The organism is Nocardia cyriacigeorgica (genome assembly GCF_010858045.1).
GTDB lineage: Bacteria > Actinomycetota > Actinomycetes > Mycobacteriales > Mycobacteriaceae > Nocardia > Nocardia cyriacigeorgica_E.
In genome coordinates this window covers 152,834-171,234 of sequence record NZ_JAAGVC010000004.1, presented here as the reverse complement: position 1 = coordinate 171,234, position 18,401 = coordinate 152,834, and the positions used below count along the sequence as shown (strand labels likewise).

Annotated in this window: 1 protein-coding gene (cut by both window edges); it reads left to right on the top strand. The window is 64.6% G+C overall.

This entire window lies inside a single protein-coding gene on the top strand: locus GV790_RS05855, encoding a DUF2332 family protein (protein ID WP_218586377.1). The 56,376-nt coding sequence extends 14,273 nt beyond the window's left edge and 23,702 nt beyond its right edge, so the window shows coding positions 14,274-32,674, spanning codon 4,758 (partial) through codon 10,892 (partial); the first complete codon in view begins at position 2. The start codon and the stop codon both lie outside this window.

Sequence of the window (18,401 nt, the reverse complement as noted above, 5' to 3'; positions counted from 1 at the left end):
TCACATCTCCAGGAACCCGCGTGATATCCCGGGCATCATCGACAACGGCTTGCGCTATGTGGAGCAGGGAGCACTCCACGGCACAGCGCGCTTGTTCGGTCCCGAACAGCCGATTCGCTTCGACGCACACGGCGACACTCGTTTCACCGGGCCAGGCTCGACAGCGATCGTCCTGGATGTTCCCGGTGAGGAAATACGCGTCCACACCGATGTTTCGAGAGCCCCCGGCTATGTCCCCGCCGAATACCTGGTGGGCATCATCGACGCAAGTGTTCTGGACGGCGAAACCGGGCTTCCGCCAGCCGATCTCATCGGCTCGAGGCCAACTCGCGAGGCGCTCGACCAACGCGCACCGGAGGTTCCGCGTTCGCCGGCGGATGTCCTCGACGTTCCACAGCGACGAGCCGATGCCCGACAGCACCACCCTGGCGTCATGGTTCCCCCGGGAGGCTTCGATCCCGGCCGGGTGACCGCGCGCATCCCCGACGGCGAAGAGGGTGACGCCCACAAGCCCGCACCCACTCCGCGCCCAGCACAACCCGCTGCCGAGGCGTCGACACCCGTACCGGCGGAGGGGCAGGCCGCAGAACTCACACCTGCGTCCACAACGGAACCATCAGCGCCCGAGCAGCCGACCAGCTCGCTGGCGAAGCTGATGCGCACCGACCGCAATGTGGGGACCCGCGTCGGCTCCGAGTTCCTCAACGCCATCGGCTTCGCGATCATGGAAGGGGCCATGGGCCTGTGGTTGATGGCGGAAGAAGGGCCTGCCGTAGCGGGTACGGTCGGGACGCTGGCCCAGCTGCCGGGGTTCTTGGGCGCACCGATCGCGGGGTATCTGACCGACCACTTCTCACCCAGGAAGTTGATGCGCGGCAGCGCGATAGTCGGAACCGCCGCAGCAGCCACGGCAACGGCGGCGCTGGCGATCGGCACGCCATATACGGTCCCGATAATCATCGGAACCACCTTCGTTGAGGCCGGCGCCTCCCTCGTCTATGGGAACAGCTCCTCCAAGGTGCTGAACAGGATGGCAGGCGCCGCGCAGAATGACCTCACCCGCTTCAACAACATCACGGTGTATACGACCCGGCTGATCGGGCGAGGTCTGGCACCCGTAGTCGTAGCCGCCGGAGTCTGGTTGGCGCCGGCGATCAACCTCGGAACGAATATTGTCAACCTGGCGTCGATGTCGGGGATACCAGAGCTACCGACCATCCCCCGAACCAACAGTGTTCGCGAACAGATGCGCGATTCGATCGTCGAAGGTACCCGCACGATCTACGGGCACTCTTTGCTGCGCTATGTCAACAATGCGCATGCGATCACCAACGTCTACACCGGCATGCAGTTCACCCAGATCACCTCCTTACTGGTCAATTCAGGCATGTCGGTCGGCCAAATGGGCACGGTATCACTCATCATCCCGGCTGGCGCGGTCCTCGGGAACTTCGTACAACCGAAATGGTTGCAGAACCTCCGGATCAAAACACTGGTCGCCATCAGGGCAGCCGGTGTGGGTGCGACCGGCATCGCGGAGGCCTTCACCAATGATCCCGTAATGGCCACCTCGATCTATGCCGGCGGCTGGGTGCTACTCACCGCCGCAGGGACACCCATCACCACCTACGCGCGCAAAAAGACGCCGGAGCGCGTACAGGGACAGGTACAGGCGCTGCGCACCATGACGATGCGAGGCGGAGTCGCGCTCGGCGTCGCAGCCGCAGGTGGTTCGCTCGCATTGTTGGGGCAGGCCCCTGCGTCGGTAGCGATCGCAGCAGGCTTCGGCGGATTCGGCGCATGGACCGTCCTGCAACGCCTTTTCGGACGTCACAAGGCCCGCCCGATTCTCGACTGCATCAACCAGACAGCCGAAGTCACCTGGGCGCTCGGACTCAACGACGGTATAAAGCTCACAGATAAGCAGAAGAAACCCAAGCATCTCGCCGCTGCCATCGCGACCCAGCTCGTCGAGCTTCCGCACAACGGCGACCCCAAGGCCACCCTATCCGCGTACTTCGATAAGGTCGCCGACCCGAAGTCCCGGGTCGACACCACGGTATTCCTCTACGAATACCGAAAAAAGAAGGGAATGCACTCCTCGGTCGTCACCGATATCGGCGGAGGAACTCTCGTCTTCTTCGATACCAACATCAAGGACGCCCACAGCGCCGACCCCGACGACCCCGACTGGGCGCCCCGCGTCCGCGTCCGCACCCCTGTCGACAAAAGCAAGAAGGACGACAAAAGCAAGAAGGACGAGCACGAGGAATACACGCTTCCCTTCGCCGACGAGATCGAGAAGATCTATGTCGCCGAACTCACCACCGACGACCGAAACAACCTCACCAACCTCCATCCCCACAACCCCGATGCACCGGGCCCCCGGCAGAAAGGAAAGATCACCGGGCCACCGCAGGAAGAATCTGCTCACGACGCATCCCGTGACGCCGATCGGATTCCAGCGCCGAGCCAAGGCCATGCCCTGTCCCCATTGGAGATCGCCGAGTGGTTCGAGCAGCAGCATCCCCGCACTTCGATGCAGTTGGCCGGTGAGCTGAGTTCCGAGCAGGCGCACACCTTCGCCCAGATATTCCACCGGCTGCTCACCGATTTCCCGATCCCGCTCGGAGTCATCGGCGTTTCGGTCGTCGACGGGAACAGCTGGAGCGCAGTCGCAAAACCAGCTGTCTCGGGCGATCAAGTCTCGGCCGGGGCGGTGCAGTTCACCGTTGGGAGCAAGCGCTTAAGAGAGCTTTCCAGTTCGGACATCACTTCCGTCTCCATCCGTACTTTCGGACATGCCCTGATTCATCAGGGCAGATGGCGGGCGGAAAGCTATCTCCTCGACGAACTGCGGATGCACTACATCGGAGGCGGAGGCACAGGCGGGGAGCGCGGATTCGCTGCGTGGATGCGCGAACAGTTCGATGGAGCGACGTTTCGCGACGACGGTGGGCTATGGCAGCGACTGGCATTGTCCCGCTCCTTCGAGAAGATCTTCACCAAGGCCCCCGATGCGACCGAAGGGCATCGGACTCTCTATCGAACCCTGGTCGCACTCGCCATGGGTCAGTACCATCGCAGCCCGTCCGCGAATATCCGCACATTGGCAGCGCAGATGATCCGGCCGCTCAGGAAATCCGCAATCGATGCCATCGAGGAGCTGCGCGCCGTCGACAAGACGTCCGGGTTGGACCTCGACGAGATCGACCCGGAAGTCTTGCACACGATGTTGCGGCAGTTCGCTCCGTATTTCGCAACGTTCGACAAGCTTCGCCTGGCCGCCCTTTCGGTGGTCCCGATAGCAGATGAAGCCGTCATGGGATATGTGTTACTGGAGAACCATGAGATAACTCTCCAGATATCCGAACGGCACGCAATCAACGCCGAGCTGCATCGTCAAGCTGCCGCGGACGGTGCAGCAAGCGGCCACTTCTCGGCTCCCGGAGTCGATGGCGCCGCCGAAACGATCATCCACGAGATGGGTCACGTGCTGCAGTTTTTCGCGGCCGATGTCCTCGGGCCGAACAACATGGCCGATTCGGTGGCCAGCGATTGGAAAGCAGTCCTACCCGAACTAGTCAAGCATTTCGTGGGCTCGAACCTGCCAGAGGATCTGGGTGAGTTCCTTGCCCACCTCCAGCGAGAACTCAGCGGATACAGCGTCGATAAGGACGGTAAACCCGTACCGGTCGAGGCGTTTGCCGAGGCACACTCTGCCTGGCGTTGGGGCACGGCAAACCAGACGGAGCTCATTCTGGCCGCCCATCTGGTCCAGCGCGCCATGCAGGCGAACGAACGGCTCAGAGCGCCGATAACCCAGCAGGCAGCACAGGAAGAATCCGGCCGCGACGCCTCCGGTGTCGCCGGTCGGTTTCCGCCGCCGGGCCAAGGCCGCCCCTTGCCCGCCGAACAGGCATTCGCGGACATGCTCAGCGCAGCGGAGACCGATCCCAACACGCGGTTCACTGCCGAGATCCGGGCGCAGGACACGCAACCACCCGACCAGCAGGGCCGCATCGTCCCCGGCGAGCACTCTGCCGGGTCCACTGCACAACCACACGCCGGTACTACCGATTCCGATCGGCCGTTCGAGTATCGATCGTCGATGAGCGACGAGGAATTCGGTGCGCTGCCCACACACCGCCAGCACGAGGTTGCCCTCGCGGAACTGTCCGGTACGGCACTGATGTTCGGCAGCCGCGACGAAGCCATCGACTATGCCCGGCAGCATTTCACGACCACCTTCCCCGAGCCGGTCCGTGAATCGTTCGCTTGGATCCGCAGCTCGGTCACAGCGAGCCCCCTCGGATACGACGCCGCCAACAGTTACCTGACCACTCCCGAGGAACAACGCTCACCGACCGACGACGCGGCCCAGCACGTCCGCCGGGTGGACGAGTTCATGGACCGCCATCGCACCGATCGCGACTATTTCGTGAATGTCCCCGTGTTGTCCGAGGGCACGGTCGGGACTTCCTGGAACCCCGGCTACAGCACCGCCGAATTCGGCCACCACCCGTCGCCACGCTTCGACTTCGTCGATGTGGGGATTTTCCTGGCGCCCAAGGGCACTCGCCTTCCGTGGGTGGAAAGTGTCACCGGCATCCCGGAAGGCGTGCGCGGCCGAGGGATCACCCAGGTGGTGACCAGGGTGGTCCAGGACGGCGACCAGATCGTCGAGTACGGCTACCTCCTCCCGGACTCCGGCCAGACTGCCAGACCGAAGCAACTCGCCGACGGACCCGAAGCTCCGGACCGCACCGGCGGCCCCACCGCCATTCCCGGCCCCCAGGTCAGCAACCGACCGGAAGCCGAGTTCGATCCCATCAGCCACGACCGCCGGACCGAGCAGGCCACGCCCAGTCGGCGGCTGGGACCCGATGGCCGTAACCCAGGAGTCTTCAACCGATTCAACTCGTTCCCCGACCCGGAGCCTCGGTCCACGAGCGCGCCGAGTGCCCCAACGGCAGCGCGCACGCCAGTCACGGGTCCGCCGCTCAGCCCGTCCGAGATCCTCGATATTCCCGCTCGCAAACACATCGAAGGCTGGCCGATCGAGACTATTGCCGTTCCTGGCGGGCGCACGGACCCATCGGTGTGGTTTGCCGGAGAACCGCACCGAGCAGGCGCGTTGGCCTCCGAACCCGCTACCGACAGCAATGCGTGGGGACGACCTACGATTGGAAAGGACCAGGTCGACCAGGCGCGTGCGGAGTTGGCCGCGCACCTGGGGATCGATCCCGAGCTGCTACCGACTCCGCAACCGCTGCTTCGAGCTCTGGCGCCGCTCAGGAACGCGTTGAGCCCGCTGGACGAGACGACGCTGCGAGTGGTCGGCGAGAACCTGCAGGTCTCGGAACTCTCCAGCTGGATCGGCAGGTCCATCGCCGCCGAGGCAGCGGTCCGCGGACGACGGTTGAGCATCGACGAGCTCGAACAACGTAAAGCGCAGCTGGAAACAATCGCGAACGACCTTGTGAGGGTGCTCGGCGCGCCCGACATCGAGCTCGGGAACGGGGGACTCCTCGGCGAGGATCCGCTGGCCGAACTGCGCCGCCTCGGCGTACACGTGCCCGGGGAGTCCGGGCTCGCGCCGCTCGTGGCGTCCCTGGCGAAATTCTTCGACATGGATTCGCGCGTGGAACTGGACGCCGACCTGTATTCGAGTCCGTACGAACTCATCGACGCCTTCGAGATGAAGCATCCGGAGACGGTGCTCTACGGCATCGAGGCGCTGGCCGACGAGCATGCTCATCAGCTGACACAAGCCTTCCACGATCGCCTTACTCGTTACCCGATCCAGCTGCGGGAGATCGCGGTATCCATTGCGGAGGATGGCGACGACATCTCAGCCGAGGCAACTCCGCACATCTCCGGCGACGAGGTCTCCGCGTTCTCGATCAAGGTGACGATCAGGCGCGACGCCGCACCGTCCATGCTGACCGAGCACATCGGCGACATAGTGACGCGGGCCTTCTTCCGTGCGGTTATACACGCAGGCCGGTGGCGCGCCGAAAGCCGAGCACTTGGAGAACTCGAGCAGCACTATTTGCTCACTCGGCCCAGCGCGGGCCCAGCTGGGTTCGGGCCCTGGTTGCGTGAACAATTCGCCGCGGAGAACTTCCGCGGCGATGGCTCCCTCGACATGCGAACGGCGCTGGAGGAGTCCTTCTCTGCTGTCGTCGACGACAGCTCGAACGCGACGTCGGGCCACAGGGTGCTCCATCAGGTGGCGGTGGACGCCGCCCGGGAGTGGGATGGCCGCAACGAGGCCGTGATGAACCGGCCTAGGACCGAATCCGAAGAGGCTCGCTTCCAGGCGAAACAACCGTTGCTCGACGTTCTGCGAAACGAGTTCGGTTTGCAGTTGGTCGGCTTCGAGATGAACGACTTCAGCGAGGAAACCCTCCGGGAGATCACCGACGAGCTTCGCCACCACCGGGCAGAGCTGGGAGACCTCGACATCGTCGGAATCGCGCTGTCTCCCATGCTCCACGACGAGCGAATCGGCTACCTGGATCCCACTCCCGAGGGACTGTGGATCAGGTGGAACGAACGTTATGCCATAAACCGAGAGCTTTCCCGCTACATCAACGAAGACGACGTCGACAGTCACAGCCATTCAGGTTCCCGGTCGAACTTCGTTCGCCGGCTGTTCAGCCACGAGATCGGTCACGCGGCACATATGTACCCGGCACCGGATCCAGGAGTCGACAAATACGCGGCGAACGAGCGGGCGGCCAAGGATTGGGAGAATGTGCTCCCTGCCCTGCGCTCGGCGCATGCCGCCGAAGTCGGTGATCGCGAGCCTTTCGATGCGTGGTTGCGCCGTGTCCTGAGCGGCTTCAGCTTCCACAAGGACGGGAGCATCCGGCCGGCCGAGGCTTTTCCCGAGGCTTTCGCGGCCCGCCGCGAGGGTGATGAGAATGCCGCACAACGCATCCTGTCCGACTACATCGTCGAGCGCGCCAAGGCGGAGGCCCGCACCCGCGCCACGGTCAACCCACAACCCGCCGCCCCCAAACCGACCGGCGGCACCGCCCCGACACCCGGACCCCATGTCGGTTACCAGCCAGACGCCGAATTCAACCCGTTCGCTCGCGAACGGACGGCGCAGCCCTCGACGCCCAGTCGACGGCTGGGTCCGGATGGACGTAACCCCGCGGTCTTCAACCGCTTCAACAACTTCCCCGACCCCACACCCAAAAAGGGCCCCGGCGACCAGACCGGTCGTCCAGAAGGACCACCAGATCCGCGCAAACCAGAAGCCGAGAGCGATAGGTCCGGCACCAAGTCGTCCCGACCGGAAGACAACGACACCGAACGAGCGGACACCGGAAGGCCCACGGCCCAGCCGCAGTACCGCATCGGCCGCGACCAACCGGAGAATCCGGAGCACGGGAACCAACCGAACCGGGCATCTATCGCGAAACTCCGCGACTGGCGACTCTGGCACCGCAACCACGAACCGCGGACGCCGACATCCGAAAACTCGAACCAGCGAAGCGATTCGATCCTGGAACTGCTTCGCACCAATGCGGATTTCCGTTGGCGCTTTTTCGGTGCCCAGACCTCGGGATTGGGCGACGCCGCCATGGACTCGGCGCTGGCGCTCTGGTCGGTCGGCCTGTTCGGGCCTGGACCGGCCGCGGGCATTTTCGCGGCTTCCCAGGCCCCGCATATCGTCGCTGCGATCGCCGCCGGACGCGAAGCCGATGCGGAAAGGCTGATGGATACCGCCAAGATCGGCCAGCTTCTCGGCGGCGCCGGCGCAGCTGTTACCGCCGGGGCGATTCTTGCCGATGCTCCTTATCTGCCCTACTACGTCGCGGCGACGATGATCGTGGAGGCGATCGGCTATGAACTGCGGTCGATCACCGCCCGGAAGATCAACGAGCTCCTGGTCGGCCCGGAACGCGCGAAGTCCTACCAACGGGCCAACTCGATGATGAGTTCGACCATCGCCATGAGCGGTGCCGCCCTGGGGCCGATTTTGCTCGATTGGTCACCGGCAGCGGTGTTCGGGCTGAATGCCGCGACATTCGGTATCAATTGGTGGACGTTCCACCGGCTCCCCGATATGGCCACCGCACCGCGCCGAGGTCGCCGGAGCGCGGCCGACGATCCGGGCCGGCGGTTCGCGAGAGACGTCAGGCGGCTCCGGGAAGGTCTCGGGCGATTCCGGGAAAGCTACGCCGAAGCCCGCCGGTTCATCAAGCGAAATCCAGTGCTGAGCAGGCTGGATCGTGGAAACGATCTGATGAATCTGTATCTGGGCTTCCAGGGTCTGTATTTCGCCTCGCTGTTAAACGAACATGACCTCACCGGTGTCGAGCAATCGATCGCCAGCCTGGGAATGCCGGTGGGTACGATCCTCGGTGGAGTCGCCAGCACGTTCGCCGACCGGATCCGGCTTCATCGGTCGCGCGGAGACGACGTCGAGCTGCCACGTCATCCGGGCACCAGCGCGGCGGCAGCGGAAACCTCACGCACCACTATCCTGACCGCGGTCGCCGCGGTCAGGATAGTGGTGCGTGAGGTTTCCGCCGCCGCCGCAGAAGCCGCGTTCGCGGACCCGGCCGTCGCCGCACTGAGTTTGGCCGCCTTTTGGACGACCTACAGTGTCACCAACACAGTCAGGGCAACGTACACCCAACAGGTGGTCCCCGGGACCTTTTATGGACGCCACCTCGGGCTGTACCGGGCCACCAGCCGCACCGCCTACTTGCTCGGCGGAGCGGCCGCCGGAGCGCTGATCCCGGTGGACCCCACCGTGGCGGGCTGGACCGCTGCCGCGACCATGGGAACGTTCGCCGGGGCCGCCGCCGGCACGCAACTGGTGCGCAGCAGGGCGGCCGCCCCGGTCGTGGAACCGCTCCGCGGATGGGTGCGCCGGGCCACCGGCAGACCCGACCGCTTCGGGGTCACGACGACCACCCCGGCAGAGCTGGCCGCCGCCTATCGGGCGCTCGCGCGGGTAACGCCCGACGACCCGATCGCCACTGAGCTCGCCACGACGCGTCTTTCCACTGTGCGGGCCCACCTTAGGCTCTTGTCCCCGCCACAGCAGGCCGCGATAACCACGCTGGTCGCTCAGCATGGCAGGCTCGATGAAGCCATCGCGGCCATGGTCACAGAATCCCCCACGCTGACCGCCACGACGGCCCACACCGTGACCACCGGTGCGCTACATCGGCTCGCGCATATGGTCGCCCGTGCCGACAATCTGCCGGGCGCCGATAACTACCTCACCGACACCGAGTGGGAGGTGCTGCACCGCACCGCCCTCGGACATACGGCCGAAGAGATTGCCGCACAGCTGGATATCGAAGCAGAATCCGCTCTGAAGCTCTTCGACAAGCTGATCGCCCAGTTCGGTGCCACCGACGCCGTCAGCCTGGTCGTCGAAGCGACTCGGCGGGGATATCTCGATATCACCGACCTCACCCCCGCGACCGTATCCGGTCCGCCCCGCCTGTCCGGAACCGGGCTCGAGATACTCCGCTCGATATCGGAAGGACTGTCCGGAAACGCCCTTGCCGCCGCACACGGTCTCACCGCCGCGCAACTCCGCGGTCAGCTCGACAGCCTCGGTGAACAGCTCGGAACGGCCACCCCCGCCGCGGCGGTGGCCGTCGGACTGGGCACCGGCATTCTCGAGCTTCCCACCCCGCCCGCCACCGAGCCGGCTCCCACCGCGAAGCCGGACAGCGCTGCCGGTCGACACGATTCGACAGCCGAAGTGGACAACGAGGTACATGCCGCCCTGGCATCCGCGCTCGACCCCGACGGCTCGGCCACCACGGCAGAATGCGGTCTCAGCGCGCTGGACTTCGCCCGCAGATACTTCGCCGCCCCGTACTTCGAGCGCGAACACCCCGGCAGGGATATCAACACCGCCACCAAGGAAGAGCTCGACAGCTACACATTCATCGAAACCCCCGACGACGACACCGCTCTCATCATGCGGTACACCGGATTCCACCCGAAGGAATTCGCCCAGTACGCGTACGGCGGCTACCGCGAATACCGCAACACCGATGAGTCCACCCCAAACAGCACCGGGCGCCGCACCCCCACCCTCGACGAGCTGGTATCGAACATCGAAAGCGAGGAATCATCCACCGCCCTCGCATTTCTGAGTGTCACCTATCCCCACCAGGGCGATGAGGCCGTCGACCGCGAAGACACCATCGACGGACATCTCGTCACCCTGGCCCGGGACGACGACGGCCGACTGTGGCTGCACGAACTCCGCCGCAATGCCGACCACACCCTGGCCCGCGATCCCGACGGGAACACCATCGAAGCCGAATACCACGGCGAACAGGCACACCAACGGCTGACGCAACTGAGGCGGGAGGGCATCCGGTTCCACGCCATCTCGTACCGCATCGACGACGACAACAACGAATACCTGGTCCAGCCCGAACACCCCGTCGGCTCTGGCACCTGGACCAGCGAATCCTGGCAGCACACACCCCACCCCACCACCCGCCTCGGACGCGAACGATCCGACGACCCATCCACCACGGCGCACAACCCAGCGCCTGCGTCCGCGCGGCAGCCGGACACCGAAAATGTGCGCATCAACCCGGCGGACCCGGCCCCCGGGACCGACCGGCCCGTCCCCGGCTCGCCCGAACGCTACAACAGCGACCTACCCATTCCGGATGCCGAGAACCGCGCCGCCGTGGAACGCCGCGTAGCCAACGAGCGACGCACTACCGCACTGGCGGAGGAACTGGGCATCACGGTAGACGAACTCCGCACACTCATGGTCGAGGAACTGCGCCAGGCATTCCGAGGCGACATCGTGGTGCGCGTCAAATCATTGACGATTCATCGGATCATTCAGAGTGGACGGTTCAAAACCGAATACGAGCTGGTCGGGCAGCGGAATACGCTGGCACGGGGCATGCTGGCGAAACGCTCCGCGCTCGAACAAGAGTTGTTCGGGTATCCGACCGACCTCCCGGCGGAACAGCGTCCCATCTACGGCTACATTCGCACCACGCCATATCAGCGGACGGGTGCCGACGACCCCTTCGCCGAATACGGTGACGTCGATCTAATCCTCGACAGAAACGTGGCCGAGCGGACCACTGCGACTGTGGGAACTCCGTGGGGGGTGAGTTCCATACCCAGCAGCGTCGTCGATCCGCAGCCCGAATCCTTCGGCGCGACACCGAGTAACCACAACGATCTCGGGTACTACGGTCTCGAAGGCATCGGCCGCGACTATGCGGGCGAACGATTCGTCCGCAACAGCTACATCGAGGCACACATTCACCGCGACGCCGACCGCGGAGATGTCACGGTCGCCGACATCGAGCGTGCGGTCTTCCATGGCCGACCGCCCGATGACCAACTGCAGGAGGCACTGGCCGAAGCGGGCATCCCATGGTCGATGGCCGCGGACGCCCCTGCCGCCACACCGAGCGCGCAGATCCCGTCGCCCGAACACAATCCGCTCCCTGCGCCGGGGCGGCCCGCTTCTGGCGCCACACATCGTGCTCAAGGTCAGTTCACCGGCTTCGCGGCCGGCACCAGGGGCATGGCCAAGGACCTCGACGCCGCGCGGGCCGGCGATCTCACCGGTGCCCAGCTACCCCGGTCCGGCGAACCGTCGGCCACGAACCCCATCCTCACCGCGGACCAGAACGTCGATGCCTACGGGATGGTGCGCTGGGATCTGCTCGAATCCGAGCACATCATCCCCGCGATGGAGACGGCGGTCGCGGAGTACAAAACCGAGATCGCCGCGATCATCGCCGATCCCGCTCCGCCGACGATCGCCAATACTCTCGACCGGTTCGCCGCGGCAGGGAAGCTGCTCAATCGGGTGGTGCTGACGGTTGCGGTCATCGCCGACAACCACAAGGATCCCGACCGGTTCCCTGGCATCGACGAGATCATCCCCAAGATCAGGTCGATGAGATCCGATCTCATCCGGGAAATCTTCACGAACACGGCCTTCTTCGAACGGGTGAAGACCCTCCACGAACAGATTGACGCGCTTTCCCTCGCTCCGGCGACCAAGGAACATCTGCAACGCCTCTACCAGGACTTCCGCCGTACCGGCATCGACCTGCCGCCCGAGAATCAGCAGCTGCTCAAAGAGATCGATGACAAGATCGCCGACCTGATCGGCGCCTACAACAAAAACATGCTGGAGGCATACCGGGACGCTGCCATCCATGTCACCGATCACGACGACCTGTCCGGAATGTCTGCCGCGCAGATCGAAGCCGCGAGGCTCGCCGCCGAGTCGCGGGGCCTGACGGGCTACGTCATCGAACTGACGCCCACCTCCTCCGGAAACAACCAGCCGCTGCTCGATGTGCTGGACAACCGTGAACTCCGAGAACGCCTGTATCGCGCGTCCACCGAAATCGGCAGCCGCGAAGCCCACAACAACAGTGAAATCGGCCTCGAGGTGGTGCGCTTGCGCGCTGTCCGCGCCGAGCTGCTGGGCTATCGCAACCACGCCGAATTCGTCGCCGAGGAAGAGCCGGTCAGTCCGCAGCAGTGGCTCGCCTTGCTCGATGAGCTCATCCCTCCGGTGGTCGCCGCAGCGCGTGAAGAACTGGAACGAGGCGCCGAGCTGCTCGGCCTGGAGCGGCTGGAACCCTGGGATGTTCCGTACGCCACCACAAAAGCTCAGGAGGCATTGGACGCCACTGTCGACAAAACCGCACGGCCCGCCGATGATGCCCGGAACCGTCCAGAGCTCGACAGGACACTGGAATCCAGCCTTCAGTTCGTTCACTTCATCGCCGAGAATCCGCTCGAGCTCACCTACACCGAGCGATTCGATATTCCGGTATTCCATCCGGACATCCGAACGTTCGAGGTCACCGCGAGGAATGGAGAAAAGGCGGGGCTGGTTTTGTTCGACCCCTTCGCCAGGCCGACGAAACGCGGTGGTGCATGGACCCACGTTCTGGTCGACAAGTTCGTCCCGGCCGGGCAGCTTCCGGTGTGCATCGTCACCTTGAACATCCCCAAACCGCCACCCGGAAAACCTGCCGTGCTGACGGAGAGCGAGCACCGAACCCTCTTCCACGAGCACGGGCATTCCTTCAACATCATTCACGGCTCCGGTGCCAACGAGTTGCTCGGCATGCGTATGCCACGCAGTTGGGCCGAATTCCCGGCTCTCGTGACGGAGATGTTCGCGTCTCATCCCACCGCACTCCGCCGTTATGCGGAGCAGAATGTCACGGGCGCAACCATTCCGGAAGATGTAGCCGCTGTCGCGCCGGCGTCCAGGCAACCGACCAAGGGAATCGCGACCGCTCGTAACCTCGCCTACACCGTCCTCGATTTGATGTGGTACCAAAGCCGGCCGGACGAGCTACCGTCGGGAGCGGACCTGCAGAGGAAGATTCGTGAACTCGAGGTGGCCGTACTGGCCGAGCGTGGGCTCGATCTACCGTACGTCACCGACAGTCATACCCTGCAGCACTACGGGCATATCATCGGCTCCAATTACGGCGGTGTGATGCACGCCTACCTCGTAGCCGATATCCTCGCCAAGATATCCGCGACGACTGTCGAACGGCTCATCGAGCGGCATGGGCTTTCCAGCGAGGCGGGGCACTGGCTGATCGATAATGTGTTGAGTCGCAATGAGACCGGTCTGCGGCGGTTCGTCGACACACTCCTCGGTCATTCCCCGGATGTCAGCGGGTTCCTCGAAGAACGCGGCATCCCCGTCGAACGGTCCGCTGCTTCCAGCACTCCCGCTTCCTCGCCGGAAACTGCCATCGATCAGCAAGGCTCCGATAAGCGGCGCATCCTCATACCGACAATCGAAGCCTCCACGACACGGAACGGGGGCAGCCCCGGCCCGACACCGGGCCCGCACATCGGGTTCCAGCCCGTCGCGGACCTCAACCCACTCGCACCCGAACGCGGGCCCCACAAGGGTCGCAGGCAAATACTCGGCGGGCTCGGCCTGAACCCCGCCATCCTGAACCACACCCATCCCGACGGCGGCGGGCAGGATTGGGGTAGCCCTGCCTTCGATCACCATGGGCGCGCACCTGCCGGGCGCGACCAGGCCGAACCGCCGGCTACGCGACTCCCTTCGACTGTGTGGACTGCCGAACCGTCTCGCCGAGCCGAACCGGGAGCCGCCGAATCCGCGCCTGGAGCAAGTGCTGACCAGCGGCCCGAAGAGCGGGTTCGGTGGACAGACACCGGGTGGGAGGTTGTCACCGACGCACCGGCGCCACGGCGTGCAGAGACGGAACAGCCGGTTGATCGACAGCTTCACGCCCTCGAGCGCGAGCGTGACGAGCTGCTCGACACACTCGGCCTGGTGTCCACGCCGGGGCTCGAGCTACCGATGGTTCCGATCCGCGAAGCGATCGGCGCCATCGCGGCCCGCGTAGCCGCCTCCCGCACGGACCTGGCCACGCGGCTCGGCGTGACGTCCGAGCAGGTCGAGCGGGTAACGCTGGATCGTCGGGTCTGGGCGCTGCGACAAATCGAGGACACCATCTATTCGTTGCGGCACCACGAAACGGCACTGTCCCGACTGTCCGAGGTACTCGATCAACACCGCGCACTCGCTCAGTCGGCCGGTATCCACGATGAGCGCGAGGAGCTCGCCGTACCGTTCGAAGACTTCGACCGTAGCCGTGGCGAGGTGGTGCTCGACTTCGATCTCGTCGAACTCAGGATCGAAAGTCTGGCTCGCGAACGCGACGCTCTGGCCGCCGGGCTGAATATCGACCAGTCGCGAGAGCTGACTCCGAACGCTGCGGAACTCGCGGCGATCCGCGGCGAGACCGAGCGTGATTGGGTCGACCTCGCCGCCGACATGCACGTCGACCCCGCGGTACTCGCCGACCTTCCGCTCGACATCTTCGGCGATCCTGCTCGACTGTCCGACGATCCACTCCAGCCGCTGGCCGAACGGTTCTGGCTGGCCGACAAGCAGCGCGGCGACATCATGCGGCGCGCAGCCGACGTCATTCGTCTCGGCACGGTGCTCGCCGAACACCAGCAGGCCACCCGGGTACTCGACGACGAGGTGGCCAAGCGCGCGCAGCAGCTCTTCCCGTCCCAGCCCGGGCGATGGATCACCGACCACGTCAAATACCAGCCGGCCCTCGATGGCCACTCGGCGCAATTGTGGATTGTCGCCACGTCGGGCAGGCATCGGCGGGCCTTGCTCGAGGCCGTCGTCGCCAGGGGCGGGGATTACCCAGAACTCACCCACGCGCTGACGCCGGAGCCGCCGTTCGACATCTTCCATGCGCATGTGGGCCCGAGTTCCCAGGGCAGGGCTTACCACATCTCGACCGAACGCCTCGGACCGGAAAGACCTCTGGTCGCGGCAGAGATGAGCTCGACGTTCCTGCTGATGTATCTCACCTATCGCAGCGCGAATCTGCTTCCCGGCGCAGCCGGCTTCGACACATGGATGAAGCCCATCGGCGAGATAACCCCGGCAACGAAGGTCGGCGACATCGCCGCTCGGCTCGCTGCCGACGACGGACCCGCCTCCGGTGCGACGGCCGCTCTCGTCCGCGACACCCGGCGCGATATCGCCACCGTCGCCGAAGAACCGTTCAGCTCGCGCGAGGTGGCCCGGCGATTCCTCAACCGCGAAACCTCCGCATCCACGCAGTGGCGCGAACCGCTGGCCGGGCGACCGCTGATGCAGACGCGTCAAGAGATCGAAGTCGGCGGGCTGAAGATCGATATCCCGATGGCGCCCGACGGCCGCGGCGGGGTGGAGATCGCACAACCAAGAGGCGGCTTCGGCACAGACGTCGTGATCGCCCGGTATTTCGATGGCTGGCACGCCGCGAACCCGAAGCAGCTCGCGAACAAGATCAAAGATGCCCTGCGAAAAGGCAGCGGAGCGCTGTCTCCGGTGGTAGCGCCTGCCGATGAATCTGCCCGCGCCGAGTCGTTCGATGACTGGCAGCAACGCTTCGCCGCCGAGCTCGAGCGGGCCTCGGCATGGGTTCCTTCCGGTACCCCACGAGTGAAGATCGTCGATCTCTGGAACCGCCTGTACGACGAGAAGGAAGTATTCGAGCGACACGGCCACAGTGCGTGGTTCACACAGATCAGATCCCACCTGGCCCAGCTCGCGCGCGAAGCGCCATTCGACGGGACTTTCGTTCCGGAATCGGAACACGCGCCGGATCCCGCCGTCGGTAACCACGCCACAGCCGACCCGACCGGCCGGTCAGACCACGTCGGTGCGGAAGACACAGGCGCCCAGCCCGTTTCGCTGCCCGAGGGCACCTCGACGGACGCATCCGAACCGCTCGCCGACCGCTCGAACCCGCTGATCGCCGCGGACGAGAACGTCGATGCTTACGGGATGGTGCGCTGGGATCTGCTCGAATCCGAGCACTTGATACCCGCTATGCGAACCGCGGTCGCGGAGGTCCTCTCGGAGATAGAAGAGATTTCCAACAACCGAGAACCCGCGAATATCGCCAACACGCTGGACCGCTTCGCTGCTGCGGGAAAGCTGCTCGACCGTGTCGTCAATGCGGTTCATGTCATCGCCGGCAACCTGAAGGATCCCGAACGGTTCCCCGGAATAGACGAGATCATTCCGGAAATCTCGGCGATGGGGTCCGGTCTTCGCAGTGACATCTTCACCAGCAAGTCGTTCTTCGAACGGGTCAAGGCACTTCATGAGCAGCATCAGCGTGGTGAACTGGATCTCGATGCTGCCACCGCAGAACATCTGGAACGCCTATACCAGGATTTCCGCCGAACCGGCATCGACCTACCGCCCGGAAAACAGGAGCTGCTCAGGACGATCGACAAACGGATCGCCGAACTGATCAATGAGTACGACACCAACGTATCGGCGGCTACAGATGCGGCGGCCCTGTACGTCACCGATCTCGACAGCCTGTCCGGCATGTCGCAGTCGCAGATCGACGATGCGAAATCCGCGGCTGTAAAGCGGGGTTTTACCGATGGCTACGTCATCGAGCTCACCCCCGCCGCTTCCGGTAACTATCAACCACTGCTCACGACGCTGGACGACCGAGCCCTGCGCGAGCGGCTGGAGCGGGCGGCGACCGAAATCGGCCGGGGCGGACCGCATGACAACACTCACATCGCGGTCCAGGTGATGTTGCTGCGCGCCGAACGCGCCAACCTACTCGGCTATCCCGATCACGCCACGTTCGCGACGGAAGACGAGCCCGTCAGTCCGCAACAATGGTTTGCCCTGTTGGACAAGCTCCTCCCGTCGATAGTAGCCGCAGCGAAGGAGGAATTGGCAGAAGGTGCCGAGCTGCTCGGCGTGGAGCAGCTGGAATCGTGGGATGCGCCCTACGCTCGCCGCCTGGCTCTCGCCAACGCCGACGCCGAGATCGCGCAGATCAACAATAAGGCACAGGACTACCTGATCCTGCATCAGGTACTCGAGGACGGGTTCTTCTCCTTCGCGAAGGAATTCTTCGGCCTGACTTTCACCGAACGCCCTGATATCCCGACGTTCCATCCGGATGTCCGCTCCTACGAGGTCACCGATGAACAAGGGAGCAAACTCGGACTGATTCTGCACGACCCGTTCGCCAGACCGGGTAAGCGTGGCGGGGCATGGACGCAGGGAATCATCAACAAGTTCGTGCCGACCGGGCAACTCCCCGTATGCGTCGTCACCACCAACTTCGTCAAACCGGAAGCCGGCGAACCGGAAAAACTGATCCCGGACAATGTCGTCACCATTTTCCACGAGTTCGGGCACGGTGTGAACATCACCGTCGGTGACGGCGTGCGAGAGCTGCTCGGCAGCCACAAACCACGCAGTTGGGCCGAGTTCCCGGCCCAGGTGATGGAAATGTTCTGGTCGCGTCCGGAGGTCATCGGCGAGTACGCCAGGCATTACGAAACCGGCGAGCCGATGCCGCCGCAGATGATCGAGGCGCTGCTGGCAAACAAGCAATCTCGCCGCGGATTGGGCACCGCCCGCAACTTTGCCTACACACGTCTCGATCTGCTGTGGCACATGAGCACACCGGACGGCCTCCCGCCGGCAGCGGCGGAGCTGCGGGCGCTGGTCCGTAGTCCCGAAGACATCCCGGCAGGAACGGACCTCGAGGCGCTGGTCCGCAACCTCGTGAGCACCCCGCCGGGCACGGACCTCGCGGCGCTGGTCCGCGATCTCGAAGACTCCGAACTGGCCCGGCACGGACTCGATCTGCCGTATGTCCTCGACAGCCATCCCCTGCAACATTTCGGCCACATCATCGGCTCGTCCTACGGCGGTGTCATGTACGCGTACCCCGTCGGCGAGATACTCGCCAAGATCGTCGCCAGAACGACCGAGCAGCGAATCGAGCAGGACGGGTTCACCAGCGCTGTCGGCGACTGGATGCGCGAAACGATCTTCCGGC